This window comes from Bradyrhizobium sp. SZCCT0231 (assembly GCF_018130245.1).
Classification (GTDB): domain Bacteria; phylum Pseudomonadota; class Alphaproteobacteria; order Rhizobiales; family Xanthobacteraceae; genus Bradyrhizobium; species Bradyrhizobium japonicum_F.
On sequence record NZ_JAFCKP010000002.1, the window covers coordinates 395,678 to 422,219 of the forward strand.

The 26,542-nt window shown below is 65.4% G+C and carries 27 protein-coding genes and 1 pseudogene; 11 read left to right on the top strand and 17 right to left on the bottom strand.

Annotation, left to right across the window (positions count from 1 at the left end):
- Positions 1-121: 121 nt before the first annotated feature.
- On the bottom strand, positions 122-1,429 hold the full coding sequence (purB, locus tag JQ566_RS09235) for an adenylosuccinate lyase (RefSeq protein WP_212371926.1): 1,308 nt from the start codon (positions 1,427-1,429) through the stop codon (positions 122-124).
- 580 nt (positions 1,430-2,009) lie between these two features.
- Here purB and JQ566_RS09240 point away from each other — a divergent pair.
- Positions 2,010-2,597 carry a TetR/AcrR family transcriptional regulator gene (locus JQ566_RS09240; protein WP_212371927.1) on the top strand — a complete coding sequence of 196 codons (588 nt, stop codon included), beginning with the start codon at positions 2,010-2,012 and terminating at the stop codon, positions 2,595-2,597.
- 440 nt (positions 2,598-3,037) lie between these two features.
- Here JQ566_RS09240 and JQ566_RS09245 read toward each other — a convergent pair whose 3' ends face one another.
- Both JQ566_RS09245 and JQ566_RS09250 read right to left on the bottom strand, forming a co-directional pair.
- A complete protein-coding gene (locus JQ566_RS09245) occupies positions 3,038-3,688 on the bottom strand; it encodes a response regulator (RefSeq protein WP_212371928.1) in 651 nt (216 codons plus the stop codon).
- Positions 3,689-3,695: 7 nt separating this feature from the next.
- Entirely contained in the window at positions 3,696-5,066 is a 1,371-nt protein-coding gene (locus tag JQ566_RS09250; RefSeq protein ID WP_212371929.1) for a sensor histidine kinase, read from the bottom strand.
- 199 nt (positions 5,067-5,265) lie between these two features.
- Here JQ566_RS09250 and JQ566_RS09255 point away from each other — a divergent pair, with 199 nt between their 5' ends.
- The 5 genes from JQ566_RS09255 (at position 5,266) to JQ566_RS09275 (ending at position 9,613) form a co-directional block, all read left to right on the top strand.
- Positions 5,266-6,036, top strand: coding sequence for a MotA/TolQ/ExbB proton channel family protein (locus JQ566_RS09255; RefSeq protein ID WP_212371930.1), 771 nt, complete (start codon positions 5,266-5,268; stop codon positions 6,034-6,036).
- On the top strand, positions 6,033-6,719 hold the full coding sequence (locus JQ566_RS09260; RefSeq protein ID WP_212371931.1) for a hypothetical protein: 687 nt from the start codon (positions 6,033-6,035) through the stop codon (positions 6,717-6,719). The genes JQ566_RS09255 and JQ566_RS09260 overlap by 4 nt, the downstream gene beginning before the upstream one ends.
- Positions 6,712-7,317: a hypothetical protein gene (locus JQ566_RS09265; RefSeq protein ID WP_212371932.1), complete on the top strand. Its 606-nt coding sequence runs from the start codon at positions 6,712-6,714 to the stop codon at positions 7,315-7,317. The genes JQ566_RS09260 and JQ566_RS09265 overlap by 8 nt, the downstream gene beginning before the upstream one ends.
- Before the next feature lie 110 nt (positions 7,318-7,427).
- Positions 7,428-8,168: a metallophosphoesterase family protein gene (locus tag JQ566_RS09270; RefSeq protein WP_212371933.1), complete on the top strand. Its 741-nt coding sequence runs from the start codon at positions 7,428-7,430 to the stop codon at positions 8,166-8,168.
- A 5-nt stretch (positions 8,169-8,173) separates the two neighbouring features.
- A complete protein-coding gene (locus JQ566_RS09275; protein ID WP_212371934.1) occupies positions 8,174-9,613 on the top strand; it encodes a serine/threonine protein kinase in 1,440 nt (479 codons plus the stop codon).
- Between the two features lie 25 nt (positions 9,614-9,638).
- On the opposite strand, the gene JQ566_RS09280 is transcribed toward JQ566_RS09275, so the two are convergent.
- The 4 genes from JQ566_RS09280 to rpe form a co-directional block, all read right to left on the bottom strand.
- The gene (locus JQ566_RS09280) at positions 9,639-9,812 is read right to left on the bottom strand and encodes a hypothetical protein (protein ID WP_167406681.1); all 174 of its coding nucleotides are present in this window, start codon (positions 9,810-9,812) and stop codon (positions 9,639-9,641) included.
- Positions 9,809-10,015 carry a hypothetical protein gene (locus JQ566_RS09285; protein WP_212371935.1) on the bottom strand — a complete coding sequence of 69 codons (207 nt, stop codon included), beginning with the start codon at positions 10,013-10,015 and terminating at the stop codon, positions 9,809-9,811. Before JQ566_RS09285 ends, JQ566_RS09280 begins: the two co-directional genes overlap by 4 nt.
- Positions 10,016-10,019: 4 nt before the next feature.
- Positions 10,020-10,163 (bottom strand): hypothetical protein, encoded by a 144-nt coding sequence (locus tag JQ566_RS09290; RefSeq protein ID WP_212371936.1) that lies wholly within the window; start codon positions 10,161-10,163, stop codon positions 10,020-10,022.
- A 165-nt stretch (positions 10,164-10,328) separates the two neighbouring features.
- Positions 10,329-11,030 (bottom strand): ribulose-phosphate 3-epimerase, encoded by a 702-nt coding sequence (rpe, locus tag JQ566_RS09295; protein WP_212371937.1) that lies wholly within the window; start codon positions 11,028-11,030, stop codon positions 10,329-10,331.
- 267 nt (positions 11,031-11,297) lie between these two features.
- On the opposite strand from rpe, the gene JQ566_RS09300 reads away from it, so the two are divergent.
- Positions 11,298-12,083, top strand: a complete 786-nt coding sequence (locus JQ566_RS09300) for an EF-hand domain-containing protein (RefSeq protein ID WP_212371938.1) — start codon at positions 11,298-11,300, stop codon at positions 12,081-12,083.
- A 151-nt stretch (positions 12,084-12,234) separates the two neighbouring features.
- Here the strand turns inward: JQ566_RS09300 and JQ566_RS09305 are convergent, their stop codons facing one another.
- A complete protein-coding gene (locus tag JQ566_RS09305; RefSeq protein WP_212371939.1) occupies positions 12,235-13,233 on the bottom strand; it encodes a P1 family peptidase in 999 nt (332 codons plus the stop codon).
- Positions 13,234-13,291: 58 nt separating this feature from the next.
- Positions 13,292-16,114, bottom strand: a complete 2,823-nt coding sequence (locus JQ566_RS09310; RefSeq protein WP_434057812.1) for a PAS domain S-box protein — start codon at positions 16,112-16,114, stop codon at positions 13,292-13,294.
- Positions 16,115-16,346: 232 nt separating this feature from the next.
- Between JQ566_RS09310 and JQ566_RS09315 the strand changes: the two are divergent.
- Positions 16,347-16,696: pseudogene (locus tag JQ566_RS09315) on the top strand (response regulator).
- 84 nt (positions 16,697-16,780) lie between these two features.
- Here JQ566_RS09315 and JQ566_RS09320 read toward each other — a convergent pair.
- The 5 genes from JQ566_RS09320 to JQ566_RS09340 all read right to left on the bottom strand — a co-directional run bounded on the left by JQ566_RS09320 (position 16,781) and on the right by JQ566_RS09340 (position 21,887).
- The gene (locus JQ566_RS09320; RefSeq protein ID WP_212371941.1) at positions 16,781-17,899 is read right to left on the bottom strand and encodes a branched-chain amino acid ABC transporter substrate-binding protein; all 1,119 of its coding nucleotides are present in this window, start codon (positions 17,897-17,899) and stop codon (positions 16,781-16,783) included.
- 159 nt (positions 17,900-18,058) lie between these two features.
- Positions 18,059-18,802, bottom strand: a complete 744-nt coding sequence (locus JQ566_RS09325) for an ABC transporter ATP-binding protein (RefSeq protein WP_212371942.1) — start codon at positions 18,800-18,802, stop codon at positions 18,059-18,061.
- The gene (locus JQ566_RS09330; RefSeq protein ID WP_212371943.1) at positions 18,799-19,644 is read right to left on the bottom strand and encodes an ABC transporter ATP-binding protein; all 846 of its coding nucleotides are present in this window, start codon (positions 19,642-19,644) and stop codon (positions 18,799-18,801) included. Before JQ566_RS09330 ends, JQ566_RS09325 begins: the two co-directional genes overlap by 4 nt.
- Complete coding sequence (gene livM, locus JQ566_RS09335) at positions 19,641-20,960, bottom strand: high-affinity branched-chain amino acid ABC transporter permease LivM (RefSeq protein ID WP_212371944.1); 1,320 nt, start codon at positions 20,958-20,960, stop codon at positions 19,641-19,643. The genes JQ566_RS09330 and livM overlap by 4 nt, the downstream gene beginning before the upstream one ends.
- A 9-nt stretch (positions 20,961-20,969) precedes the next feature.
- On the bottom strand, positions 20,970-21,887 hold the full coding sequence (locus JQ566_RS09340) for an ABC transporter permease subunit (RefSeq protein ID WP_212371945.1): 918 nt from the start codon (positions 21,885-21,887) through the stop codon (positions 20,970-20,972).
- A gap of 281 nt (positions 21,888-22,168) precedes the next feature.
- Here JQ566_RS09340 and JQ566_RS09345 point away from each other — a divergent pair, with 281 nt between their 5' ends.
- Together JQ566_RS09345 and JQ566_RS09350 are read left to right on the top strand one after the other, a co-directional pair.
- The gene (locus JQ566_RS09345) at positions 22,169-22,342 is read left to right on the top strand and encodes a hypothetical protein (RefSeq protein WP_212371946.1); all 174 of its coding nucleotides are present in this window, start codon (positions 22,169-22,171) and stop codon (positions 22,340-22,342) included.
- Positions 22,343-22,626: 284 nt separating this feature from the next.
- Positions 22,627-23,166 (top strand): hypothetical protein, encoded by a 540-nt coding sequence (locus JQ566_RS09350; RefSeq protein ID WP_212371947.1) that lies wholly within the window; start codon positions 22,627-22,629, stop codon positions 23,164-23,166.
- Here JQ566_RS09350 and JQ566_RS09355 read toward each other — a convergent pair.
- The 3 genes from JQ566_RS09355 to JQ566_RS09365 all read right to left on the bottom strand — a co-directional run bounded on the left by JQ566_RS09355 (position 23,128) and on the right by JQ566_RS09365 (position 25,835).
- On the bottom strand, positions 23,128-23,520 hold the full coding sequence (locus tag JQ566_RS09355; protein ID WP_024340834.1) for a carboxymuconolactone decarboxylase family protein: 393 nt from the start codon (positions 23,518-23,520) through the stop codon (positions 23,128-23,130). The genes JQ566_RS09350 and JQ566_RS09355 overlap by 39 nt on opposite strands.
- Before the next feature lie 103 nt (positions 23,521-23,623).
- A complete protein-coding gene (gene pcaD / locus JQ566_RS09360) occupies positions 23,624-24,406 on the bottom strand; it encodes a 3-oxoadipate enol-lactonase (RefSeq protein ID WP_212371948.1) in 783 nt (260 codons plus the stop codon).
- Between the two features lie 73 nt (positions 24,407-24,479).
- Positions 24,480-25,835 carry a 3-carboxy-cis,cis-muconate cycloisomerase gene (locus JQ566_RS09365; protein ID WP_212371949.1) on the bottom strand — a complete coding sequence of 452 codons (1,356 nt, stop codon included), beginning with the start codon at positions 25,833-25,835 and terminating at the stop codon, positions 24,480-24,482.
- Positions 25,836-26,019: 184 nt separating this feature from the next.
- Here JQ566_RS09365 and JQ566_RS09370 point away from each other — a divergent pair, with 184 nt between their 5' ends.
- Positions 26,020-26,466 (top strand): SRPBCC family protein, encoded by a 447-nt coding sequence (locus tag JQ566_RS09370; protein WP_212371950.1) that lies wholly within the window; start codon positions 26,020-26,022, stop codon positions 26,464-26,466.
- The last annotated feature ends 76 nt before the right edge of the window (positions 26,467-26,542 follow it).

The following is a 26,542-nucleotide window of genomic DNA, read 5'->3' on the forward strand; positions in this document are numbered from 1 at the left end:
TGCGCATAGCGCATCTGCGCGGCGTAACCCACCACTGTTTGTCTCCGTGGACGCGAAAGAGGTGGGTTACGCCCAGCGGACTGCGCTTCGCGCAGCCGCAAGGCTAACCCACCCTACGATCCTACGACTCCCCGAACACGCGCTTGAAGATCGTGTCGACGTGCTTGAGGTGATAGCCGAGGTCGAACTGCTCCTCGATCTCGGCGTCGGTGAGATATTTCTTCACCTCGGTGTCCTTCTTGAGGAGCTGGAGGAAGTCGCCTTCGCCGCGCCAGACCGGCATGGCGTTGCGCTGCACCAGCTTGTAGGAATCCTCGCGGCTGGCGCCCTTCTGGGTCAGCGCCAGCAGCACGCGCTGCGAATGCACGAGGCCGCCGAGGCGGTCGAGGTTCTTCTGCATGTTGGCGGGGTACACCAGGAGCTTGTCGATCAGGCCGGCGAGGCGCACCAGCGCGAAGTCGAGCGTCACGGTCGCGTCAGGGCCCATCATGCGCTCGGCCGAGGAGTGCGAAATGTCGCGCTCGTGCCAGAGCACGACGTTCTCCAGCGCCGGCGTCACATAGGCGCGCACCATGCGGGAGAGGCCGGTGAGGTTCTCCGACAGCACCGGGTTGCGCTTGTGCGGCATCGCGGACGAGCCCTTCTGCCCTTCGGAAAAGAACTCTTCCGCCTCGAGCACCTCGGTGCGCTGCATGTGGCGGATTTCCACGGCGATGCGCTCGATCGAGGACGCTATCACGCCGAGCGTCGAGAAATACATCGCATGACGATCGCGCGGGATCACCTGCGTCGAGATCGGCTCCGGCACGAGGCCCATGGCCTTGGCGACATGCTCTTCGACGCGCGGGTCGATCTGCGCGAAGGTGCCGACGGCGCCGGAGATGGCGCAGGTCGCAACCTCCTTGCGCGCCGCGATCAGGCGCTCCTTGGCGCGGGTGAACTCGGCATAGGCATAAGCGAGCTTGAGGCCGAAGGTGACGGGCTCGGCGTGGATGCCGTGGCTGCGGCCGATGGTCGGCGTCATCTTGTGCTCGAAGGCGCGCTTCTTCAGCGCGGCCAGCACCTTGTCGAGGTCGGCAAGCAAGAGGTCGGCGGCGCGGGTGAGCTGGACGTTGAGGCAGGTGTCGAGCACGTCGGAGGAGGTCATGCCCTGGTGCACGAAGCGCGCCTCGGGGCCGACGATCTCGGCGAGGTGGGTGAGGAAAGCGATGACGTCGTGCTTGGTCTCGCGCTCGATTTCGTCGATCCGGGCGACGTCGAAAATGGCGTCCTTGGCCTTGGCCCAGACCGTCCTGGCGGCCTCCTTGGGGATGGTCCCGAGCTCGGCGAGCGCGTCCGCCGCATGCGCCTCGATCTCGAACCAGATCTTGAACCGGGTCTGCGGCTCCCAGATCGAGGCCATTTCCGGGCGGGTGTAGCGGGGGATCATCTGACGGCTCCAGCAAGGTAGGCGGGCGGCCCAAGGGGGCGGTGCCAGCCAAAATGTTTTTTACGCCGTGATTTAGCAGAGCGGGGAGAGCGAAACAAACGGCGGGGGCAAGGTAGCGGGGGATGATTGGACCGAACAGGCAGCTAGCGCCCAGGCCGGCTGGGGGCGGGTCGCCTCCGGGGCTTGGCCGGGGAGCCGCAGAAATCAGCGGTCAATCACGGATCATTGACTGACAGATATTGAAATCTGTCAGCGAGACGTGTATATCCGTTTCCGGACGCTCCGATTGGGCGTCCCGCGACGGCCCCGGGGAGCCCGACATCCGAACAAGCTCGGATCGGAGGGCGGATTGAAGAACGGGGACCGCGGAGAATGGAGACTTAAGACAATGACGACCGAAATCCTCAATTTCACCGGCGTGATTGGGCATTGGCTCAATTTGCTGGTGGCGCGCCAGATCGCGGCGCAGGCTGCAAAACTGCCTCATTAAGGCATAGGCTTTCCGAACGACCGGCGAGGGCGCTTCGGAAGCAGCCCTACTGCCGGGTAACTGAGCCCCAAACGGGAACATGGTGCTGGCATGAATGAAGCCGTTGTCTTGACGCCGGAGCGGATCCTCGAGGTCACCGAGGACGTGCTCAGGCGTTACGGGCTTGCCAAGGCCACCGTGGTCGACGTTGCCCGTGCGCTCGATGTGAGCCACGGCAGCGTCTATCGCCATTTCCCGAGCAAGGCCTCGCTGCGCGAGGCCGTCGCCAAGCGCTGGCTGGACCGCATCGACGCCCCGTTGCTGGCGATCGCCAAGGAGCAGGGGCCGGCGCCCGACAGGCTCGACCGCTGGCTGCGCACGCTGTTCGCCGCCAAGCGTTCGCGTGTGCTCGACGATCCTGAAATGTTCGAGACTTATCTGACCCTGGCGCGCGAGGCCTGCGCGGCCGTCAAGTGCCACAAGGACACCATGATCGACCAGATCGCGGCGATCCTGACCGACGGCGTGAAGCAGGGCGAATTCGCCGTGGGCGACGTCAAGGCGACCGCCCGCGCGATCTTCGATGCGACCGTCCGCTTCCACCATCCGGCCCATGCCGACGAGTGGAAGGACGCCGATCTCTCCGCGCGCGTCGATGCGACGCTGGCGCTGGTGCTGCGCGGGTTGAGGGCGGCCTAAGGCCGCAGGACCCATTCAGTCCCGGGTGCGGCCAATCAATCTCTTGTCTTGTGGAGAGCGGCGCCATCGCGAAGTGAGGGCGAGGAAACCGAATGTCTTCGCGTGTGGAAGGCAGGATCGGACGATGGCACGACCGGCGGACTATCCGGATATGCATTGACTGCGATTTCGACGGCGTCTTTTGACCGCTTTCGAAGGCGGTAGAATGTCAGCTCCTGATCCAACATCGGGCAGCGAAAGTGGACGACGGCTGTGTCCGGCAGGCGGCAAAGTTCGTCGATGAGCTCGCCTACGGTAATGATCGGGGGATGGTCGACTGCCTTGTGGTGACCCTTGCTCATGACCCTTTACTCCTTCACTGCCGTACTAACCGCTCCGTTCCAATTTGGTTCAGCAGATTGAGAAGCTTCAAGGGATAAGGCAGTGCGGCAGCTTTGCTGCTAGATCCTCGTCAGCCCGCATGTCGCGGCGAGCCGCACCAGCTGCGCATCCGTGCGCGCGCCGGTCTTCGACTTGATCAGGTAGTGATAGTTCTGGACTGTCTTCACACTGAGATTGAGATGTGCTGCGATCTGCTCGGTGGTGGCGCCGCCGGCGAACTGGCGCAGGATCTCGATCTCGCGTTCGCCCAGTTGATCCAGCGCAGAGCCCGCCGACAAACTGTCCTCTGCCAGCACATGCGCGATGTCATCGCTCATGGCGCGCTCGCCGCGCGCCACGCTGCGGACGGCGTGCACAACCGCGGACGGCTCGCTGCTCTTGGTGACGAAGCCGCTCGCGCCCGCGCCGAAGGCTGCCTTCACCAGCACGGCTTCGTTGTGCATGGTGAAGACGAGGATCCGCGCTCGCGGGCTGCGCGCGCGGATGTTGCGGATCGCCTCCAGCCCGCTCGCGCCGGGCATCGAGATATCGAGCACGACGACATCGGGATCATGCGCCTTGAACGCGCCGTAGGCGTCCGCGGCGTTGTCGGCTTCAGCCACGACATGCAGATCGCCCTGGCTCTCCAGCACGCGCCGATAGCCTTGCCGCACGATCGGGTGGTCATCGACCAGCAGCACGGAAATGCCTGTTGCTGCAACCTCGCTCATTCCGGCCTCACGCAGCGAGTGGAATGGTGGCGGCAACGCTGAGGCCGCCGCGGGCAGGCAGGATCGACAGCGATCCGCCGGCGGCCGTGACGCGCTCGCGGATGCCGGTCAGGCCGAAACCGGCCGACTGCGCGACACGGGCCGCATCGCCGCCGCCATCGTCCTCGATACGGATCAGCAGCGCATCGTCCACGCCCGCGCGCCGCTCGACGCGTAGCGAGATCTCGCGCGCCGCCCCGTGACGCAGCGCGTTGGTCAGGCATTCCTGTGCCACGCGATAGGCCGCGGTGGCGGCCGGTCCGCTGATGTCGGTGAGGTCGCCCCTGAGGTCGAGCCGGATCGTCGGCCGCGCCGCACTGTGCGAGCGCCAGCTGTCGACGAGATTGACGAGGCTTGCCTCGAGCCCGAGCTCCTCGGGCAGCGGATTGCGCAGCCGCTTCAGCGCATCGCGCAGCGAAGCCATCAGGTGATGGGTGGCTTGCGAGATCATGCGCGCATCCTGCGCGATCCCGGCGTCGCTGTTGTCCTTCGTGCTCGCCGTTTCGATTGTATTGGCGAAGGCGAGGATGGCGGAGAGATTCTGGCCGAACTCGTCGTGCAACTCGCGGGCGAGGGCGCGGCGTTCGTCGTCGCGGATCTCGATCAGGCGCCGCGTCAGCGCGGCGCGCTGCTCGGTGGCTTCCTCCAGCCGGCCGCCGAGCTCGCCGACGGCGCTGCCGATCATCGCGAGCTCCATCGAACGGAAGCGCGGCAGATTCGTGCGATATTGACCGCGCGCCATGCGCTGCAAGGCGGTGACGATCTCGCGCGCCGGCGCCAGCGCATGTGCGATCGCCAGCGACGCCAGCAGCGCAATTGCCGCCGCCATCAACAGCGCGACGTCGATGACGTTGAGGATGTACTCCCAGGCCAGCGAGACGGCCGCCGCCCCGTCCGGCGTCGCGACCACCGTCCCGGCAGCCGCCGCGCGGGGGCTGACGGGCCGTACCACCTCGGCGTGGCTGCCGAGGAAGGTGGGCACAATGGCGGCGAACCAACGTGGCGGCGTCTTGCCCAACCCCTCGCTCTGCCCGCAGAGCGGCTTCTCGAATGCCGCAGCCGGCTGGAACTCGACGCAGACGCCGGGCGAGATCAGCTTCATCGTCTCCAGCGTGCGCCAGTCTGGAACCGGCAGAAGATGCTCGCGCGCTCTGCTGCTGCGCAACAAAAGCTCACGCCAATACAGCGCCTGTAGCGCCTGTGCGACCCGTTGTGCCGAGGCCGCAGTCGCCCGATCGACGCTGCGATAGGCGTCGAAGGTGGCCCAGACGGTCGCGGCTCCAAGGCAAAGCGCGACGATGAGCAGCAGACGGGCGACAAGCTGAAGCACGAGGCGCATGCGATCATCCCCGACGTTTGGTAAGGTCAGCCTAACAACGCTGCCGCGCCTTGCCAATTGCAGGGAACGCCAGGATTGCAGCTCGGGCAAATTTCCCAAGCCGGATTGGGCATGGGTCTTTGGACCGGGCGCGGCGGCTTTGATCTAATCGGGCAGGAATCTTTTGGGGCCAATCGTTGCGGGCGAGGAGCGGTGCAGCATGACTTCGATGACGATTGGACCGATCGCGGGGACCACGGCCGACCCCTCCGAGCGCAGCGCGCTGCTGTTCTGGATGATCTTCACCGGCCTCTCGATCTTCGCCGTCGTGCTGCTGTGGCGGTTCGGCCTGATCCATCTGATGCTGACCTCGGACCGCACCTACATTTCCAGCGTCATCGCGGCGCTCTACATCCTGACCTGCGGCCACTGCTTCTTGCGCACGCGCGCGATCTCGCGCGAGGGGGCGGCGGCGCGGCGCTGCCGGGCGGCGCTCGCGGCGCCTGACGGCGGCAAGGTGCTTGATGCGCGCGGGACGTCGCTGCCGCGCGGTCTCGTGCGCGACCACATCGAGAGCCTGGTGACCAAGGCCACCGCCCAGGACTATCGCCCGGTCGATCAGACCCTGCTGCTGCGGACGCTCGCCGACCGCTTGCGCGGCTCCAACGGATTCGGGGCCTTCGTCTCCGACACGCTGATGAAGCTCGGCCTGCTCGGCACCATCATCGGCTTCATCATCATGCTGGCGCCGATCGCGGGGCTGGATGCCGCCGACAAGGTCGCGATGCGCTCCTCGATGGGCTTGATGAGCGACGGCATGGCGGTCGCGATGTACACGACGCTCGCCGGCCTCGTCGGCTCGATCCTGGTCCGCATCCAGTACTACATGCTGGACGCCGCGACCCAGCGGGTGTTCTCGGACGCGGTGGTGCTGACCGAGACCTATGTGACGCCGGTGCTGGAGCGCAAGGGTTCTGGTGCACGGTCATGATGGATGATTTCGGTCTCTATCCGCGCGAGGAGCCGTTCGATCCGCTGGGCGTGATGCTGTTCAAGGCGCTCCAGGTGATCGCATTCCTGTTTTTCCTCGCGCTGCTCGCGGTCTCCCCGGATGCCAAGGACGGCAAGATCGACTCCAAGGCGGAGTTCATGATCACGCTGGACTGGCCGGACAATCACCCCGACGATCTCGACCTCTTCGTGCAGGATCCCGCCGGCAACATCGCCTGGTACCGCCACCGCGAGGCCGGCTTCCTCACGCTCGACCGCGACGACCGCGGCGGCGCCAACGACTTCATCATCGTCGCCGGCAAGAAGATCGCTTCTCCCATCCGCGAGGAGATCGTCACGGTGCGCGGCATCCTCGCCGGCGAATATACGGTGAATGTCTCGCATTTCGTCGCCACGACCGGCGAGGCTGTGACGGCCAATGTGAAGGTGCAGAAGCTCAATCCGACCGCGCAGGTGATCTTCGACAACAAGTTCACGCTGGACCACACCGGCGACGAGAAGACCGCGGTACGTTTCCGCATTGATGCCGAAGGCAAGGTCGTCAATGTCGATCAGCGGCCGAAATCGCTGCTGGAGACGTTCCGCAGCAGCTGGCGCAACGGCGGCGATCTCGACCCCAGGACCGGTGTGAGCAGGAATGCTACGAGGGTACGCCGTGACTAGCCTGCAAACGGTCATCCTCACGCTGTCGGTCGCCTACGCGGTCATCGGGGCGCTGCTGCTGGTCGTGCTGGTCTATGCGCGGCTGCACTGGTCGCTGAAGGCGGTCGCGGTGGTCGTGACCAGCGCCTTCTATGTCGTCAGCTTCACCGAGATGCGCGGCCTGCTGGGCTGGGCCAGCACGGACCGGCTGCCGGCCACCTTCAAGCTGCTGAAAGCCCGCATCGTCGAGCCGCATTCGCTTCAGGGCGATCCCGGCTCGATCTATTTCTGGGTCGAGGCGCTGGACGCGGACAATCGCCCGAGCGGCATCCCGCGCGCCTTTCGTGTGCCCTACAACGACAGACTGGCCGACAAGACCCACGCCGCGGAGAACGAGATCGCGGCCGGACATCCGCAGGGCGGGCGCGCGGCCGATTTCGGCGGCGGCGACGGCAGCCTGATCGACATGGTCCGGGAATACGTGACGCCCAAGACGATTCTGGAGACCAGCGGCGGCGATTCCTCGACCGGCGAATTCAATGCTCCGCCAGCCGGAGCGCAAGGCGCGGTGTTCACCCCGATTCCGCCGCCCCGGATGCCGCCGAAGGACGAGCAATAGGCCTTTCACAGCCAGCTGCGCTGGTAAACGGTCGGGCGCTGGCGCATCCTCTTGACCTCCCTCAATTTGGCCTTATCGGCCTCCAATAAGAATTTGAGGGTGGAGGGTGCGTGCTTCTCGCTGTCTTCTCGGATATCCACGGCAACCGGCAGGCGTTCGAGGCCTGCCTGAAGCTTGCCCGCGCCAAGGGAGCGGAGCGGTTCGTCCTGCTCGGCGACTTGGTCGGCTATGGCGCCGATCCGGAATGGGTGGTGGATACGGCGATGGAGCTGGTTGCGCAGGGCGCTGTCGCGGTGCGCGGCAATCATGACCAGGCGGTCAATTCCTCGGCCGAGACCATGAACGCCGAGGCGCAGATCGCGATCGAATGGACCCGCGGCCGGCTCGACACCGCGCAGCGGCGATTCCTGGCCGAATTGCCGATGCTGGTAGAGGACGACGGCCGCCTGTTCGTGCACTCGGAGGCCTCTCATCCCCAGCGCTGGCACTATGTCCGCTCGACGGTGGAGGCCGCCAAGAGCCTGATCGCGACGTCCGCCCATGTCACGTTCTGCGGCCACATCCACCGTCCCGCGCTCTATTCGATGTCGGTGACGGCCAAGATGACGAGCTTCGTGCCGAAGACCGACGTCCCGGTGCAGCTCCTGCGCGGACGGCAATGGCTCGCCGTGCTGGGCTCGGTCGGCCAGCCCCGTGACGGCGATCCGTCGGCGTCGTTCGTGCTGTTCGACACGGTCTCATGCCAGATCACCTATTGTCGCGCACCTTATGACGTCGCGGCCGCAGCAAGCAGGATCCGCGACAACGGACTGCCGTCCTGGCTGGCCGACAGGCTGTCGCAGGGGCGCTGACGGCGATGCCGAAACCCCTGGTCAGGTCAGGTGCGGAGATCGACGGTTACGCCATCGGTGAATGCGTGCATGCCGGCGGCATGGCGACGCTGTGGACCGTCACCCATCCCGGCATCGACGTGCCCTTGCTGATGAAGATCCCGCGGGTGTCGGAGGGCGAGGACCCCGCCGCGATCGTCTCCTTCGAGATGGAGATGATGATCCTGCCGCGGCTTGCGGGTCCGCACGTGCCGGCCTGCTTCGGCACCGGTGATTTCGCCCGGCAAGCCTATGTCGTGATCGAGCGCATCCCAGGCGTCACGCTCTACAAGCGGCTCCCTGACCTGCCGCTGCCTTATGACGAGGCGCGGCAGCTCGTCGCGAAGATCGCGACCGCGCTCGCGGACCTGCACCGGCAGAACGTGATCCATCACGACATCAAGCCGAGCAGCATCATGTTCCGCGATAGCGGCGAGGCGGTGCTGATCGACTATGGCCTGTCGCACCACAACCACCTGCCTGATCTCCTGCAGGAGGAGTTCCGCCTGCCTTACGGCACCGCGCCCTACATGGCGCCGGAACGGCTGTTGGGCGTGCGAGACGATCCGCGCAGCGATCTGTTTTCGCTCGGCGTGCTGCTCTACTTCTTCACCACCGGCGAGCGGCCGTTCGGCGAGGGCGAGACGCTGCGCGCGATGCGGCGCAGGCTCTGGCGCGACCCGCATCCGCCGCGGAAGCTTCGCGCCGATTATCCGCCCTGGCTTCAGGAGGTGGTGTTGCGCTGTCTCGAGATCGAGCCGGTGTGGCGCTATCCGACGGCGTCCCAGCTCGCCTTCGATCTCGCCCATCCGGACCAGGTCAAGCTCACCGCACGTTCGGAGCGGGTGAAACGCGACCCCCTCAGCGTTGCCTGGCGGCGGCGCTTCAACCAGGGCGCCCTGGCGCCGCGCGCGAAATCGGATGTCGCCGCCCAGATCGCATCGAGCCCGATCCTCGCCGTCGCGCTCGACACCGTGGAGGGGGCACCGGAGCTGAACGAGGCGCTGCGCGTGACCACCGAGCGCATCCTGGCGACCTTGCCGTCGGCGCGGCTTGCCTGCGTCAACGTGCTCAAGCTGAACCGGATCGCGATCGACCGTACCCTGGACGAGCAGGGCTCCAACAAGCATATCGACCGCCTGGTCGCGCTCAGGCATTGGGCGACGCCGCTCAAGCTGGATGAGAGCCGGCTGTCGGCTCATGTGCTGGAGGCGGTCGATCCCGCCGCCGCGATCCTGGAGTTCGCCGAGGCCAACCAGGTCGACCACGTCATCATCGGCGCGCGGCAGAGCTCGTTCAGGCGCACGCTGCTCGGCAGCGTCTCGGCCAAGGTGGCCTCGGAAGCGACCTGCACCGTCACCGTGGTGCGGCCGCCGCGGATGGCTGGGGACGTCGACGGGGCAGATGCCGGCGAAATGGCGGGTTAGACCGCCTGCCGTCTTGCGGGATGGATCAGGCCGCTTGCTTGCGGCGGATCGGCCAGGAGAATTGCGGGCCGGGTTCGCCGTGATCCGCGCTGCCGCCAAAATACTGGATGATCTCGCGGCAGGGCTCGCAATTGAACAGGTTGCGCGACGCGGACGCCTTGGTCATTTCCTTCAGGCAGTTCGGGCAATGCGGTTTCATGGGGCGGTCCGGGAAAAGTAGTCTCGGTGTCGGCGCTGCGAGCCGAACAAACGATCGAGGTCCGAATTGTCAAGGCCGGCATCATGGTCCAGCGTGCTGTCGGCGCGCTCGAGGCGGCCGAAGAAATAGTCGAGGCTCGGATGCGGGCGCCGTGGAATACGGCACCTGCGCTTCGGCTGACGTTTCACGAGTGCGAGCTGCATGGCATCATCCCCGGCGACGATGAAGATGGATGATGCGGGCAGAGGATACGGCCTTCACCGGTCGCGCCACGTAGAGGCTGCGAGCTGCGATCGCCGCATTGAATCCGAACCACAACGCTACGCCAGTCCAAATCAGGGTCGTCGTCATGATGTGCTCCTGTCAAAAGCAGGCAGGAGTCACTTGTGGTGATTTGCGCGAATCAGTGAAGTCCGGATGAGTACGGATCAGGATTGTAATTTTACGCTTTGCGCGCTGCAGCACCCGTAAACGCCACGGGATGTCTGCTCGTCCGCCTGCGCCGCTTGATCCAGCTCAAATCGCTTCGCCGCGGGCCCCCAGCGCCGCATTGCGGATCGCGGCGATGTTGGTCTTGTAGGATTCCAGCGTGCCGCCCCTGAACACCGAGGTGCCGGCGACGAAAGCGTTGGCGCCGGCCGCGGCGAGCGCGCCCGCAACATCGGGGCCGACGCCGCCGTCGACCTCGATGTCGATCGGACGGCCTGCCGTCATCGCGCGGATGTCGCGGATCTTGCCGATCGCGGAAGGGATGAAGGCCTGGCCGCCGAAGCCGGGATTGACCGACATCACCAGCACGAGGTCGACGAGGTCGAGGACGTATTCGAGCGCGCTGATCGGCGTTGCCGGATTGAGCGAGACGCCGGCCTTCTTGCCGAGCGCGCGGATCGCCTGGAGCGAACGGTGCAGGTGGGGACCTGCCTCCGCATGCACGGTGATGTGGTCGCAGCCGGCTTTCGCGAAGGCCTCGAGATAGGGATCGCAGGGCGAGATCATCAGATGCGCGTCGAAGATCTTCTTGGTGTGCGGGCGCATCGCCCTGATGACATCAGGGCCGTAGGAGATGTTGGGAACGAAGTGTCCGTCCATCACGTCGAGATGGATCCAGTCTGCGCCGGCGGCGTCCACTGCCCGTACCTCCTCGCCGAGCTTCGAAAAGTCCGAGGCCAGGATTGAGGGCGCGATGGCCAGGGGGCGGGGGGCGAAAGCTTGGGTCATGGCGCGTTTTCCCATGGCGGTCGAACATGGCGGTCGGACGACGAATGGCCTCGCCTAACATGGGGCTCCGTGGCGGGCAATGCAGGAGGGGCGGGCTTTCTGTGGGCGGAAATTTCTGCCGCGACCGGCACGAATTGCCGGTGTTCCCGCGGCCTGCGAAGCGTTGTGGATGCGGATTTCATTGAGCTTTTCGCGATGGCACGTCGCTTGCTGATCTCACCTGACAGAACATTGGCCGCGGCATGCCGCATCGGTTGGAGTTGTGCAATGTTGTTCGCCCTTGGCGCCGTCTCGAGCGCGCTCGACGCGATCCAGTCGCTGACGAACTCGAAATCGTCGTCGGCGACGCACAAGACGGGCTCCTCGCAGAGCGCGCCGACCAATCCGTTCGCGATCGACAGCGGCAGCAGCACGACCGGCGGGGCGACCTCGTCGGTCAATGCGGGCAGGTATCCGCAGATCTCGCCGGAGACGATGAACGCGCTGTTCGCGGCGCAGAGCCAGTCGGCCGACGGCGCGGCCTCGTCGAGTTCGACATCCTCGACGTCGAAGGGCCGGGAGGCTGCGCTCAAGGACCTGTTCTCGCAGATCGACGCGGACGGCGACGGGAAGATCACCAAGTCCGAGTTCGAGGGCGCGCTCGGCGCGGGCGGCACCAACCTTGCCCAGGCCGATGACGTGTTCTCGAAGATGGATGCGAATGCGGATGACAGCATCAATCTCGGTGAGATGACGAAGGCGCTGAGGGGCGGTCACGGCCATCATGACGCGCAAGGCGCTGACGGCTCGGGTGACGCCTCGGGCGTCGGATCGGAGTCTTCGTCGAAGGCGAGCCGCGGCTCGACTTCGACCACGACCACCAATGCCGACGGCTCGACGACCACCACCGTCACCTACGCCGACGGGTTCAAGATGTCGACGACGGTGCCGGGCGCCTCCAGGTCCTCCGCCAATTCGGCTTACGATCTGTTCGCGCAGTTGATGCAGCGGCAAGGCGGGCAGGGACAGGGCGCCTCAGCGACTGCCGGTTCGTCCATGTCGATGAGCGTGTGAGCGCGAACTCTCTCCGCAAATGACACTGTCATGCCCCGGCTTTGACCGGGGCATCCAGTACGCCGCGGCCCATCGATTCTATCACAACCGTCTCTGGAATACTGGATCGCCCGGTCTTCGCCGGGCGATGACACCGGATGGATGTGAGGCGCTAGCCGAACCGGTCCTTCCAAGCCGCCTGAGCGCCGGCGAACGGCAGCGCCGTCGCGCTGTACACACCGCGCGCGATGGCGCGTGCGACCACGTTGGCGGCGATCGTGCCGAGCTCGGTGAGGCCAACCAGCGGCTCGATCGGCTTTTCGCACGTGGCGGCGGCAAACAGCACGTCGCCGTCGGTCGGCGCATGCACCGGATAGATCGCGCGGGCGAAGCCGGTATGCGCGATCATCGCCAGCCGCTTGGCCTGGGGTTTGGTCAGCACCGCATCGGTGACCACGGTGCCGATGGTGGTGTTCTCGCGCGCGCTCGCCGCAGGACCGCCCTTGATGCGCATGAGGAGCATGTCCTCGGTGAACTTGTCGGGCAGGCCGCGTCCCCCGAACTCGCCGTCCACCTCGAACGGCGCTGCCCAGAACCATGGGCCATTGCCGACGGTGACGCTGCCCACGGCGTTGACGGCGACAATCGCTGCGACCTTGATTCCGCTCGGCGTCACGGCCGACGCCGAGCCGAGGCCGCCCTTGAACGTCGCGGTGGTGGCGCCGAAGCCGGCGCCAACGCTGCCAAGCGCAAAGTCCGCGCTGGCGGCGGCGGCCGCTGCAGCGTAGCCGAGGTCGCGATAGGGCGAGAAGCGTCCCCAGGCCTTGTCGCCGCCATTGAGCAGGTCGAACAGGATCGCTCCCGGCACGATCGGGATCAGCGCTTCGCGAACCCGGTGGCCGCGGCCCTGCTCGGCAAGCCAGGCCTGCACGCCGCCGCCGGTATCGAGGCCAAAGGCGGAGCCGCCCGACAGCGCGATCGCGTCGACGCGCTCGACCGTGTTGGCGAGATCGAGCAGTGCATCCTCGCGTGTGCCGGGGCCGCCGCCGCGAACGTCGATCGCGGCGATCGCGGGAGAATCGAACACAATTGCGGTCGCGCCGGAAGCGACTTTGGCGTCTTCGGCATGGCCGACCCGGACGCCGGCGATATCGGTGAGGAGGTTCTTCAAGATGGCCTCGTCGTTGAGAGCAATTCGCGATCTGCGATAGCGCAGCGATGCCGCAGGCTCAACTGGCGAGCGCGATTCTCAGCATCTTGGCGAGTTCGGACTTGCGGTAGGGCTTTGCCAATAGCAGCACGCCGGAATCCAGTCGGCCGTGATGGACGATGGCGTTTTCGGTGTAGCCCGAGGTGAACAACGTCTTCAGGTCGGGGCGGCGCCGGGCCGCTTCGTCTGCAAGCTGGCGGCCGTTCATGTTGCCGGGCATGATGATGTCGGTGAAGAGCAGGTCGATGGTCTCGTCGCTGTCGATAATATTGAGGGCCTCCGCGCCGTTGGCGGCCTCGAGCGCGGTATAGCCGAGGCTCTTGACCTGCGTCACGACATACTGCCGCACCAGCGCATCGTCCTCGACGATCAGGATCTTCTCGTCGCCGCCGGTGACGGGCGCGTTCTGGAGCGCCTCGAACTCGGTCTCCTGCACCCCGGTCGAGCGCGGCAGGTAGATCTTCACGCTCGTGCCGTGGCCTTCCTCGCTGTAGATCTTGATGTGGCCGCCCGACTGCTTGACGAAGCCGAATACCATGCTGAGGCCGAGGCCGGTGCCCTTGCCGACCTCCTTGGTGGTGAAGAAGGGATCGAAGACCCGGTCGATCAGCTCCGCAGGGATTCCGCTGCCGGTGTCGCTGACCGCGATCATCACGTAATTGCCGGCGGTGACGTCGGGATTCATGCTGGCATAGCCGTCGTCGAGGAAGACGTTGCGGGTCTCCAGCACCAGGGTGCCGCCGTCTGGCATGGCGTCGCGCGCATTCAGCGCGAGATTGAGGATCGCGGTGGACAGCTGGCCCGGGTCGACCAGCGTCGGCCAGGCATCCTCGGTGAGCTGCGGCATGATGGTGATCTGCTCGCCGAGGGTGGGATGCAGCAGCTTGGCGGCTTCGAGCGCCAGCGCGTTGACGTCGATCTCGCGCGGCTGGAGCGGCTGCTTGCGGGCGAAGGCGAGCAGATGCTTGGTCAGCTGCGCGCCGCGCTCGGCGGCGTCGTCGATCAGCTTGGTGATGGCGGCAAGCTCGGGCCGGTCGGCGACCGCGTCGCTGAGAATACCGATCGTGCCCGTGATGACGGTCAGCACGTTGTTGAAATCGTGGGCGACGCCGCCGGTCAATTGGCCGATCGAGTCCATCTTCTGGACCTGCCGGAGCTGGGCTTCGGCGGCCTGCTTGTCGGTGAGGTCGCGGCCGATGAAGAAGTGGCGCTTCACCGGCTCGGACCAGGTGCCCATCCAGTTCAGCGTGACCTCGTGACCGTCGTCATGGTAATAGCGCGCCTCGAAGCTGCGCTTGACCGCGCCGCGACGGGCTGCGCGCATCTCGTTCCGCGTGTTCTCGAGATCGTCGGGGTGGATGAACTCGATCGCGCTGTGCCCGACCATGTCCTCGGGGCTGTAGCCGAGAATGTTCTGCACGCTCGGGCTGACCTGGACGAAATTGCCATAGCCGTCGGTGACCAGGATCAGGTCCTGCGATGTCTCGAAGATGCGCTGGCGTTCCTCGGTCTCGCGGCGCAGCTTCTCTCTCGCCTGCTTTTCTTCGGTGATGTCGTGGGCGATCTTGGAGGCACCGATGATCTCTCCCTCATCGGTCCGCAGCGGTGAGACGTTCAGGACGACGTCGAGCGGGCGGCCGTCTTTCCGGATTCGGACCGTCTCGTGCTGGGCGATCGACTCGTTGCTGGCGACCCGGTTGAGGATGCTCCTGACTTCGCCCTTGAGATCCGGCGGCACGATGATGTCGATCGGCTTGCCGACGGCCTCGGCGGCGGAATAGCCGAACAGATGTTCGGCGGCCTTGTTCCAGCTGGTGATGATGCCGTCGAGCGATTTCGTGATGATGGCGTCATTGGACGACTCGACCACTGCGCCGTACAGCGCGAGGCGCTTGCCGTAATAGTCGCGTTCCGAAGCCGATTGCTGGCGCAACCGCCCGACGAGGCCCACCGTATGCGCCTGGAGGCGGACATTCTCGATGAGAAGCACCGCGAGCACGAAGGTCGCCGCAGCGAGGCCGTAGAGCCGGCCGGCATAGAAGCCGAGATCGAAGCGCGCGACGTTGACGATCGCCGACAGCGCGATGTCGAACAGCCAGGCACACATGACCACCATGAGCCAGACGTCGATCACCGTATGCGGCCTGCGGAACCAGAGCGAGACCAGTGCGGCGAAGCTCAGCGACCACACGAAGGAGACGACTCCGATCATGGTCGGCGTGTAGTGACCGTCGCGCAGCAGGACCGGCAACAGATCGTGCTGTGCGGTGACGATCCAGCCGAAGATGGCCATCGCGACGATGACGCCGAGCACGCTGGCATTAATCGCGCTGCTTACCGCGCCGCGGATCCGCGGGCCGCCGTCCTTTTCCTTCAGCCAGGCGTAAGCCATCACGCACAGCGGAAAGCCGGCGTGCCAGATCATGTAGAGCCAGACCGTGGTCTGCCGGCCCGCACCAAAGAGCCCGGCCGGTGCGAACAGTCCGGGAAAGGTGAGGGCATGAACCAGCGCCGCCGCGGCGGTGAAGAGATAGCCGGTCGCGAGCCACAGCAGCGCGCGGGTCTGCAAGACCGCAAATTGCGACAGCAGCAGCACTGCCGTGACGGTGTCGCTTACGGCGAGCGCCGATTGATAACTCGCGACGAAGGCCGGGACCGGCAGGAGCGGGGTACCCGCGAAGGGCACGGCCGCTGCGAACAGGAGGGAGGAGACGCCGACAATCGTCAATGCTGCGCTGCGGTCGGTCGAAGTGGCCGGCAGGGTCGAAAGAAATGTGCTCCGGTCGATCGTTGCAGGCACGTCTACCTCTCGCGGGTCCGTCTTGAGCAGGGTCGTGAGCATCTCCGCTAGTCTCATTCGGCCGGCAGTCCGTTCATGATAGCGGGGTTCTGGGCGCTTCGTGAAAGGAACCGGTTACGACTCAACCGAAGGTTACAACTTACTTAATTACGGTGGGAACACGGAATAGGGGCGGGTAGGATGCGCTTTACTGGACGGTGCCATAATGCCACTCCGCCGCGGCGGGTTCCAGGTTTGGGTCAGACGATCGGATCGATATCGGGAGTTGTTCCCAATGCCTCGCGTTCTCATCATCGACGACCAGAAGGGCGTCCGCACGATGATCGCGATGGTGCTTGGGGTCAATCATTTCGAGGTCGAGGAGGCCTTCGCGGAAGGCTCCTTCGACGCGGCGATCGTCGACATCTTCCTCGGCGACACCAGCGGCGTCGACGTCATTGCGACCCTGCGCCGGCGCTCCCCGTCATTGCGGTATCCGGGATGACGGCACTCGATTTCATGGACCAATCGCCCCTCCTCGCCAACGTGGTCTGCCGGCAAAAGCCGTTTCGGCCGAACGATCTCCTGCAAGCATTGCGGAAGGTCCAGGCCGCGGCCGGCGGCGAGCTGTCCGCAGCCGTCTGATCCCTGCCGCAAGAAGAAACGCCCCGGGGCAAGCCGGGGCGCGGTGATGATTGGATGGCGGCCCAAAAGGCCCGGCAAACGCGCTTAGGTGCCGCCGCCTGCGATCTCGGCGTAGCCGCCCTTGGCATCCCATTTGTAGACGACGTAGTCGATCTGCTTGATGTCGCCCTTGGCGTCATACTCGATCGGGCCGATCACGGTGTCCCACTTGCCGGCCTTCATCGCCGCCATGACCTTCTTGGCGTCGGTGGTGCCGGCCTTCTTGGCCGCCTGCGACCACACCTGCATCGCCGCGTAAGTGTAGAGCGTATAGCCTTCGGGGTCGATGTTCTTGGCCTTGAAGGCATCGACGATCTTCTTGGCGGTCGGCTTGTTGCGCGGATCGGGGCCGAAGGTGAACAGGGTGCCTTCGCCGGCGGGGCCGGTGATGGAGGCGTACTCCTTGTCGGCGAGCGCGTCGCCGGCCATCAGCACGGTCTTGAGGCCCTGGTCGCGCATCTGGCGCAGGATCAGGCCGCTCTCCTGATGGTAGCCGCCGACATAGACGAGGTCGATGTTGTCGCGCTTCAGGCGCGAGACGATCGCGTTGAAGTCCTTGTCGCCCTTGTTATAGGACTCGTACATCTTCTCGGTGATGCCGGCCTTGTTGAGCGCCTTCTTGGTCTCGTCCGCAAGACCCTTGCCGTAGGTGGTCTTGTCGTTGAGAATGGCGATGTTCTTGCCCTTGAAGTTCTTGGCGATGTACTGCGCCGCGATCAGGCCCTGCTGATCGTCACGGCCGCAGACGCGCGCCACGTTCCAGAGCTTGCGCTCGGTGAAGAGCGGGTTGGTCGAGGCCGGGGTGATCTGGAGGACGTTGCCGTCCGCATAGGCCTCGGAGGCGGGGATCGACGACGACGAGCAATAGTGCCCGGCGACGAAGGGCATCTTGGCGCCGGCGATCTTCTCGGCGATCGAGCGTGCCTGCTTCGGGTCGCAGGCATCGTCCTCGACGGAGAGCGCAAGCTTCTTGCCGTTGACGCCGCCGGCGGCGTTGATATCGGCCACCGCCATCTCGGCGCCGTTCTTCATCTGGCGGCCGAAGGCGGACTCGCCGCCGGTCATCGGGCCTGCGACTGCGACGCTGACATCCTGCGCGAATGCCGCGCTCGACAGCGCGATCGATGCGCCGAATGCCAGACCGATGAGCTTCAGTGATTTCATGAGATACCTCGCGGGTGGTCGCCTGTGGAAGTTGCCGGGAATGCCGGTTCAAACCGCGGCCATTCTTGAATGAATTCGAGGAGAAGTCACCGGCAAAATACGGGCATTGGCGCAGTTATCTCGCCACATTCGGCCGCACTCGGCCGCCTTAGGGCTCGGTCAGCCGTGGCGGCCGCCTTCCAGATAGGCGGCGCGAATCTCGGGGCGCTGCAACAATTCGCTGCCGGTCCCGGCCAGCGTGATCAGGCCATTGACCATGACATAGCCGCGATGGGCGAGCTTGAGCGCATGGTTGGCGTTCTGTTCGACGATCAGGACGGTCAGGCCGTCCTGCCGGTTCAGGGTGCGGATCGCATCGAAAATCTGGCGTGCGATCAGCGGTGCCAGCCCGAGCGAGGGCTCGTCGAGCAGGAGCAGGCGGGGGCGGCTCATCAGCGCGCGGCCGATTGCCAGCATCTGCTGCTCGCCGCCGGACAGGGTTCCGCCGCGCTGGGCGTAGCGCTCCTTCAGCCGCGGAAACAGCGTGAATACGCGTTGCAGCATCGCCTCGCGTTCGGCGTCGGTGCATCCGGTGGAGTCGGCACCCATCTGAAGGTTTTCCGCAACGCTCATGCGCGGGAAGATGCGGCGGCCCTCGGGCGATTGCGCGATGCGCAAATGCGCGATCTCGTGGGTGGGCACGTCGGTAATGTCGCGGCCTTCATAGAGGATCTGGCCGGCGCGGGCGCGCGGCTTGCCGAAGATCGTCATCATCAGCGTCGATTTGCCGGCGCCGTTGGCGCCGATCAGGGCCACGATCTCGCCGGCGTTGATCTCGACGTCGACGCCCTTCAGCGCCTCGATCTTGCCGTAGGCGGCGCGAAGACCGCGAATCGCGAGCAGGGGAGTGGGCGCCGATGTCACGTCCCGCTCTCCATCACGGCCACGGCCTCTTCCTCGTCGGCGCCGAGATAGGCGGCGATCACCTTGGGGTCGTCGCGGACCTCGCGCGGCGTGCCTTCCGCGATCTTCACGCCATGGTCCATCACCACGATGTGGTCGGAGATCTCCATCACCACCGACATGTCGTGCTCGATCAGCAGGATTGAGGTGCCGAGCTCGTCCCGGATCGAGAGCAGCAGCTCGCTCAAGGCCGCGCTCTCGCGCGCATTGAGGCCGGCTGCGGGTTCGTCCAGGCACAACAGGGCGGGCTCGGTGCACATTGCGCGCGCGATTTCCAGCCGGCGCTGGTCGCCATAGGCGAAATTGCCGGCGGCGTCGTCGGCGCGGTCGAGCAGGTTGACCCGCCTCAGCCATTCGGTGGCGAGATCGATCGCGCGCTTTTCGGCGTCCCGGTACACGGGCGCGCCGACGAGACCGAGCAGGGTGAAGCCGGAGGCGCGCATCAAGGCGTTGTGCTGCGCCACCATCAGGTTTTCCAGCGCGGTCATGCCGGGGAACAGGCGGATGTTCTGGAACGTGCGCGCGACCTTGGCCTGCTTGGCGATGCGGAAATCGTTCAGCCGCTCCAGCGCGATCACTCGGCCGTCGTCATGGGTGAGGCGGATGGCGCCGCCGGTCGGCTTGTAGAAGCCGGTGATGCAGTTGAAGACCGTGGTCTTGCCGGCGCCGTTCGGCCCGATCAGCGCGGTGATCTTCTTCCGCTCGGCGGCGAATGAGAGGTCCTGCACGGCGACGATGCCGCCAAAACGCATGGTCAGCCGGTCGACGCCAAGAATCTTATCGCCAGTCTTGTCGCCGCTCATCCGTGCCCTTCCTTGACGAGGTCGGAGGAGATCGCCTGCGCCTTGGTCAGATACACGGTGGGCGCGCGGTGGCCGATCAGGCCGCGCGGCCGCCAGATCATGATCAGCACCATCGCCATGCCGAATACCAGCATGCGGTAGGTTTCGAGGCCGCGGAACAGCTCGAAGCCGCCGATCATGGCGAGCGCGGCGAGTGCCACGCCGAGCTGCGAGCCCATGCCGCCGAGAACGACGATCGCGAGCACTAGCGCCGATTCCTGGAAGGTGAAGGATTCCGGGCTGATGAAGCCCTGGCGGGTGGCGAAGAACGCACCGGCGAAGCCGCCGAACATGGCGCCGGTCGCGAACGCCGTGAGCTTGGTGGTCGTGGTGTTGATGCCGAGCGCCCGGCAGGCGACCTCGTCCTCGCGCAAGGCCTCCCATGCCCGCCCGATCGGCAGGCGGCGCAGGCGGATCGTCACCCAGTTGGTGAGGAGCGCAAGCGCCAGGATCAGGTAGAACAGGAAGACGATGCGGTGGGTCGGCGAGTACTCGATGCCGAGCCTGGCGGCGAACCCGTCATCGCTGTTGTCGAGCGGGATGCCGAAGAAGGAGGGGCGGGGAATGCCGGAGACGCCGTTGGGACCACCGGTCAGGCTCTGCCAGTTGATGATGACGAGGCGGATGATCTCGCCGAAGGCGAGCGTCACGATGGCGAGATAGTCGCCGCGCAGGCGGAGCACGGGGAAGCCGAGCAGCACGCCCCAGAACGCGGCGAGGATGCCTGCGAGTGGCAGGCAGATCCAGAACGACCAGCCGAAATTGGTGGCGAGCAGTCCATAGGAATAGGCGCCGACCGCATAAAAGGCGACGTAGCCGAGATCGAGCAGGCCGGCGAGCCCGACCACGACGTTGAGACCCCAGCCCAGCATCACATAGGTGAGCACGAGGATCGCGAGATCGAGGATGTAGCGCTGGTCATAGAAGATCACGGGCACCAGCACCGTGAAGATCAGGAGCGCCGGCGTGAGATAGCGGCCGATCAAGGACATGCCGCTCTGTACTGCTGGCGGCACCAGCCTCTCGGCGCCGGTCGGACCGATCCATTGCCGCAGCAGCTCGATCACGATCGAGCCGCCGAACACCACCGCGACCAGGGAGGCGAGCTCGCCGAAGCGCGTCCAATAGGTGAGCTGGCCGTCCGAGCCTGCCTCGGTGCGGATGCCGACCATCAGCGAGAACAGCACCAGCGCGACCAGGGCGTTGATGAGAGCCGTCTTCAGGAGGGAGGCGAGGCCCGTTGCAGGTTTGGCCGTATTGGTCGAGGGAGCTGTCACGCGTGACCGTCAGACTTTTTCGACTTCGGGACGGCCGAGCAGGCCGGTCGGCATGAAGATCAGCACGACGATCAGGATCGAGAACGCCGCGACGTCCTTGTATTCGACCGAGAAATAGGCCGACCAGAACGTCTCGATCAGGCCGATCGCGAGACCCCCGAGCATGGCGCCGGGCAACGAGCCGATGCCGCCGAGCACGGCGGCAGTGAAGGCCTTGATGCCGGCGACGAAACCCATGAAGAAATCGACCAGGCCGTAATAGAGCAGGTACATCAGGCCCGCGACCGCGGCGAGCGCAGCGCCGATCACGAAGGTCATGGAGATGGTGCGGTCGACGTTGACGCCGAGCAGCGCCGCCATGGTCTGGTCCTGCTCGCAGGCGCGCATGTCGCGGCCGAGCCGGGTGCGCGAGACCAGCCAGGTGAAGATCGCCAGCAGCACGACGGTGGTGATGACCACCATGATCTGGATGTTGGAGAGCTGGATCACGAAGCCATCCGGGCTCTCATGCAGCGTGTAGCCCCCGGTGATGAAGGGCGGGATCGGCTTGACGCGGGCGCCTTGCGTCACCTGCGAATAATTGGTCAGCACGAAGGACATGCCGATCGCCGACAGCATCGGGGCGAGGCGGAAGGAATGGCGTAGCGGCCGGTAGGCGATGCGCTCGATGGTCCAGCCATAGAGCGCCGTGATCGCCATCGAGACCAAGAGCACGACGAGCAGGATCACGGGGATGGCCGTGAGGCCGAACGAGATCAGGATCAGGAAGGTGATGAGGGCGATGAAGCCGCCGATCATGAAGACGTCGCCATGGGCGAAGTTGATCATGCCGACGATGCCGTAGACCATCGTGTAGCCGATCGCGATCAGGCCGTAGATCGAGCCGAGCACGAGGCCATTGATGAGCTGCTGGGCGAAATAATCCATGGGCTGCCGTTACCACACCTGACGCGGCTCAAAGGGAGCTCTTCGAGAGAGAGAGTGCTTGTGTTTCTTCTCGGGCCCCGGCAGCCCTTGAGCGTTCTTCCGGTTTTGTAACAGGAGGGAACTGGCGGCTGCAACAGCTCACGCCTCGGCAGAAGGTATTGTACAGAGGTCATTTTTCGTCTCCGGGTTCCGCACCTGCAAGGAACCGGTTCCAAGGGCAACCAAAGTCGCGATCGGCCGTTATCACCGTTCTCTGACGTCCAACAAGGGAGTTTCCCCGAATGACGAAGCAGCAGAACCAGAGTCCGGGTCAGCAGAACCAGAACCCCGGCCAGCGCAACCCGCAACAGCAGCAGGGTGGCGGCCAGAAGCCCGGACAGCAGCAGCAGGACCCGATGCGCCAGGGCGACCGTCCCGGCCAGCAGCGGGGCGGCCAGCGCGATCAGGACGAATAGTTTGGGAGCCCGTGAGTAGGAGGGCCCCGCCGTGGGGCGGGGCCTTTTTCTTTGCTTGGCGTCTTTCCGGGGCGGCTCGAAGAGCCGAACTATGGTGCGCAATTGCGCACCTGAGAATCTGGAGATTCCGGGTCTGGCGCTGACGCACCATCCGGGAATGACGACGTCTGCGGGGGGCAGTTAAGGTAAACAAAGGGTTTAAATTGCCGCCACAGTCCGATGCGAGTTAGCTCCCCGCAAAGCCTTCCCAATGAAGGCGCGTGGCAGGCGAAGCGGGAAGCGGCATGTTCAGGAATTGGCGGATCGACACGGTCAACGGCGCGCTGCTGGCAGCCTATTTCATCCCGGCCTGGGCGCTGGTCGCCTTCAACATCATCGTGGCGCCGGTGCACGGCCTCTACGAGCGGCCCAGTGTCGCAGTCGCGCTATACCTCAGCGACCATCTCCAGATGGCGGGGATGGACACGGTGCGCGCGGCCTGGCTGCTGGCGCTGGGACGGCTGACCGTCGTGGCGTTCTTCGCGATCTATCTCGCGCTGCTGTGCATCCCCCGCGTCCGCCGGAATGGCGGCAGCGACGAGGCGCTCGGCATTGCGCTGACGATCGGCAGCCTGATCTCGTTTGCCAGCATGGTGATGGCCTCGAAGGTCGGCGAGATGGCCGCGCTCCGGCTGCACGCCACCGAGCTGCTGCTCTTGCTCGGTGCCGCCATCGTGGTGGTGATCGAGAAGCCGGCGGCAGCGCCGAAGAAGGCAGAGACTGCCGCCTCGCCAAATCTTCAGCCTTTAGGTCTTGAGCAGGCCGAGCTCCTGCACAATCGCTGAGGCCTCCTTGACCGCGTGGTTCGCGGCCGGCACGCCGCAATAAATCGCCTGCTGCAGCAGGATTTCCTTGATGTCGTCGGGCGTGAAGCCGCCCTCGGCAAGCGCCGCACGCACGTGCAGGCGGAATTCGTCCCATTGCCCGAGCGCGACCATGGTGCCGATCACCAGCACCCGCCGCGTGCGCTCGTCGAAATGCGGCCGCGTCCATATCTCGCCCCAGGCATAGCGTGTGATCAGGTCCTGGAAATCGGTGTTGAAGGCGTTGCGGTTCGCGATCGACTTGTCGACCCAGGCATTGCCCAGCACCTTGCGGCGCACGTTCATGCCGGCATCGCGGCGCTTCTGGTCGTCCATGGTGTCCTCCTCTTTCGTCATTGCGAGCGCAGCGAAGCAATCCAGTCTGTCTCCGCGGAGGGATTTCTGGATTGCTTCGCTGCGCTCGCAATGACGGCTGTGGCTAGCGCTGCGTCAAGAACCCCACCACCGCATCCGTGAATGCATGGGGCTGCTCGACGTTGGAAATGTGCGCGGCGTCGATGATGGTCATGCTGGCGCCGGGAATGTTCGAGCGGATCAGCTCGGCCGCCGATATCGGCGTCGCCATGTCGTGGCGGCCGGCGATCACCAGCGTCGGGCTCTTGATCTTTGGCAGCAGCGCGCGCTGGTCGAGCGTGGACAGCGCCTCGCAGCAGGCAAGGTAACCCTCGACCGGGGAAGCAAGCAGCATCGACTTCATCTTCGCGGTGATCTCAGGTTCGCGTTCACGGAAATCCTGGGTCAGCCAGCCCGCGATCACGGCATCGGCGACGGCAGCGATGCCGCCCTCCTTTACCGCCTTGATGCGGTTGTGCCAGTTTGTTGGATCGGGATAGTAGCAGGAGGTGTTGGCGAGGATGAGCTTGCCGAACCTTTCAGGGGCATTGGCGCCGAGCCATTGCCCGACCATGCCGCCCATCGACAGGCCGCACCAATGCACCTTCTCGATGTTGAGGTCGTCGAGGATCGCGAGCACGTCGCGGCCGAAGCGCTCCATTGTGTAGGGGCCGGGCGGAACGCCGGACTTGCCATGGCCGCGGCGGTCGTAGCGGATGACGCGGAACACCTGCGTGAGCGCCTTCATCTGCGGCTCCCACATCTGCAGCGTGCAGCCGAGCGAGTTCGACAGCATCAAGGTCGGCCCGCCGTCGCGGCCTTCAACGGAGACGTTGAGCAGGCAACCGTCGGCATCGATCATGGGCATGCGGCGTCTCCGTGTCTAGAGCATGATCCGGAAAAGTGCGGAGCGGTTTTCCGAAAAGATCATGCTCAAACGATTAATCTTGATCGAGGCTGTCGAGCAGGCGGTCGATCAGCGCCTGCGACGCCCCTTGATAGGCCATCGGCTCGAACAATGCCGCAATTTTTTCCGGCGGCAGATGCGCGGTGACCTGCGAATCGCCTGACAGCACCTCGCGCAGATGCTTCTTCTCGGCGACCGCGCGCTTGCTCGCGGCCTCGACGAGATGATGTGCATTGCTCTTGCCGATCTGCTCGGCGAGCGCGAACGTGACGGCCTCGGCCATGATCAGCCCGTGCGTCGCATCGAGATTGCTGCGCATGCGCGCCGCATCGACCTCGAGGCCCTCGGCGATGTCGACGATGGCGGCCAGCGCGCCCGAGGTGACCAGCATCAATTGCGGCAGCGTCGGCCATTCCGCGTGCCAGGGGCCGGCACTGCGTTCATGGTCTTGCACCTGCGCGGCAAAAATCGTCGCGGCGAGCTGCGGCGCCATTGTGGCGGCGCCCAGCGCGCTCGCAGCGGCGACCGGGTTGCGCTTGTGCGGCATGGTCGAGGAGCCGCCGCGGCCTTCGCCGGCGGGCTCGAAGGCTTCGCCGACATCGGTCTGCATCAGCAGCGAGACGTCGCGCGCGATCTTGCCGCAACTGCCGGCGAGAATGGCGAAGCAGGATGCAGCCTCGGCGATGCGGTCGCGATGGGTATGCCAGGGCGCCTCGGGCAGCGGCAGATCGAGCTCCTCCGCCAGCCGTTCGGCCACCGCGAGCCCGTTGCCGCCGAGCGCGGCGAGCGTGCCGGCAGCACCTCCGAATTGCAGCGCGAGGCCGTCACGGGAGAGCCGCCGCAGGCGGCAGCGCGCACGGGCGAGGCTTGAGGCGTATTCCGCCGCCTTCAGCCCGAACGGCATCGGCAGCGCGTGCTGGAGCCAGGTCCGCGCCACCATCGCGGTATTGCGGTGGGCTCGCGCCAGCGTGGCAAAGCCCTTGATGGCGCGGCTGAGGTCGACGTCCAGCGCCGCGATGCCGGCGCGAAGCGTCAGCATGGTCGCGGTGTCGATGACATCCTGGCTGGTCGCGCCCCAATGCACGTAGCGTGCGGCCTCCGCGTCGGCCTTGCCGACATTGGCGGTCAGCGTCTTGACCAGGGGAATCGCGAGATTGCCCGATCGCGTCGCAGCCTCGGCCAGCGCGGCCATATCGAAGGAATCGGCCTTGCACGCCCCCTCGATCGGGCTGACGGCGGATGCCGGAATCACAGCCGTGGCGGCCTCGGCGCGTGCCAAGGCTGCCTCGAAATCGAGCATGTTCTGCAGGGTAGACCGATCGTCGCAGACCGCGCGCATGGCGGCGCTCGACAGCATCGGGGCGAGCAGGGGGGAGAGGGATGTGCTCATGTTGCGCGCGACCTAATCATCATGGCCCGGCTATGCCAATCCCCAACCATCCGCACACGTCTTTTTGCAGTTGCGAATATGCATTGCACGTGACCGGGAGTGGCCTTTCCTTTGCGGCCTTCGTACGTTACTTGAGCAGCACTATAGTTACGCGAACCAGCTTCGAGATTCCGGGAGGCACCCCATGGCCATGACAATGAACGGCGAAGTCCAGCTCGCGGCGCCGCGCGAGTCCGTGTGGGCCAAGCTCAACGATCCCGAGGTGCTGAAGGCCTGCATCCCCGGCTGCGAGGAGCTGGAGAAGACCGAGGACGGCGGCTTTCGCGCGACCGCGAAAATGAAGGTCGGGCCGGTGTCGGCACGCTTCAAGGGCAAGGTGATGCTCTCGGATCTCGACCCGCCGAACGGCTACAAGATCTCAGGCGAAGGCGAGGGTGGGGTGGCCGGCTTTGCCAAAGGCGGCGCCGCGGTCAAGCTCGCCGAGAAGGACGGCGGCACGCTGCTCTCCTACGACGTCGAGGCGCAGATCGGCGGCAAGTTGGCGCAGCTCGGCCAGCGCCTGATCAACGGCGCCGCCAAGAAACTCGCCGACGAGTTTTTCGCGAACTTCGCCAAAGCTGTACAGGGCTAGCGGTACAGGGCTGAAACCTATCGCCTTTCGGCATGGCGCCTTGCGTCCGGGGCGATGTTGCCCCAGGGGACAATGG

Bases quoted from the DNA above. Each gene is read 5' to 3' on its own strand.
- purB (WP_212371926.1), bottom strand. From the start codon at position 1,429: ATGATCCCCCGCTACACCCGCCCGGAAATGGCCTCGATCTGGGAGCCG.
- JQ566_RS09240 (WP_212371927.1), top strand. From the start codon at position 2,010: ATGAATGAAGCCGTTGTCTTGACGCCGGAGCGGATCCTCGAGGTCACC.
- JQ566_RS09245 (WP_212371928.1), bottom strand. From the start codon at position 3,688: ATGAGCGAGGTTGCAGCAACAGGCATTTCCGTGCTGCTGGTCGATGAC.
- JQ566_RS09250 (WP_212371929.1), bottom strand. From the start codon at position 5,066: ATGCGCCTCGTGCTTCAGCTTGTCGCCCGTCTGCTGCTCATCGTCGCG.
- JQ566_RS09255 (WP_212371930.1), top strand. From the start codon at position 5,266: ATGACTTCGATGACGATTGGACCGATCGCGGGGACCACGGCCGACCCC.
- JQ566_RS09260 (WP_212371931.1), top strand. From the start codon at position 6,033: ATGATGGATGATTTCGGTCTCTATCCGCGCGAGGAGCCGTTCGATCCG.
- JQ566_RS09275 (WP_212371934.1), top strand. From the start codon at position 8,174: ATGCCGAAACCCCTGGTCAGGTCAGGTGCGGAGATCGACGGTTACGCC.
- JQ566_RS09280 (WP_167406681.1), bottom strand. From the start codon at position 9,812: ATGAAACCGCATTGCCCGAACTGCCTGAAGGAAATGACCAAGGCGTCC.
- JQ566_RS09285 (WP_212371935.1), bottom strand. From the start codon at position 10,015: ATGCAGCTCGCACTCGTGAAACGTCAGCCGAAGCGCAGGTGCCGTATT.
- JQ566_RS09290 (WP_212371936.1), bottom strand. From the start codon at position 10,163: ATGACGACGACCCTGATTTGGACTGGCGTAGCGTTGTGGTTCGGATTC.
- rpe (WP_212371937.1), bottom strand. From the start codon at position 11,030: ATGACCCAAGCTTTCGCCCCCCGCCCCCTGGCCATCGCGCCCTCAATC.
- JQ566_RS09300 (WP_212371938.1), top strand. From the start codon at position 11,298: ATGTTGTTCGCCCTTGGCGCCGTCTCGAGCGCGCTCGACGCGATCCAG.
- JQ566_RS09310 (WP_434057812.1), bottom strand. From the start codon at position 16,114: ATGCTCACGACCCTGCTCAAGACGGACCCGCGAGAGGTAGACGTGCCT.
- JQ566_RS09320 (WP_212371941.1), bottom strand. From the start codon at position 17,899: ATGAAATCACTGAAGCTCATCGGTCTGGCATTCGGCGCATCGATCGCG.
- JQ566_RS09330 (WP_212371943.1), bottom strand. From the start codon at position 19,644: ATGAGCGGCGACAAGACTGGCGATAAGATTCTTGGCGTCGACCGGCTG.
- JQ566_RS09340 (WP_212371945.1), bottom strand. From the start codon at position 21,887: ATGGATTATTTCGCCCAGCAGCTCATCAATGGCCTCGTGCTCGGCTCG.
- JQ566_RS09345 (WP_212371946.1), top strand. From the start codon at position 22,169: ATGACGAAGCAGCAGAACCAGAGTCCGGGTCAGCAGAACCAGAACCCC.
- JQ566_RS09350 (WP_212371947.1), top strand. From the start codon at position 22,627: ATGTTCAGGAATTGGCGGATCGACACGGTCAACGGCGCGCTGCTGGCA.
- JQ566_RS09355 (WP_024340834.1), bottom strand. From the start codon at position 23,520: ATGGACGACCAGAAGCGCCGCGATGCCGGCATGAACGTGCGCCGCAAG.
- pcaD (WP_212371948.1), bottom strand. From the start codon at position 24,406: ATGCCCATGATCGATGCCGACGGTTGCCTGCTCAACGTCTCCGTTGAA.
- JQ566_RS09365 (WP_212371949.1), bottom strand. From the start codon at position 25,835: ATGAGCACATCCCTCTCCCCCCTGCTCGCCCCGATGCTGTCGAGCGCC.
- JQ566_RS09370 (WP_212371950.1), top strand. From the start codon at position 26,020: ATGGCCATGACAATGAACGGCGAAGTCCAGCTCGCGGCGCCGCGCGAG.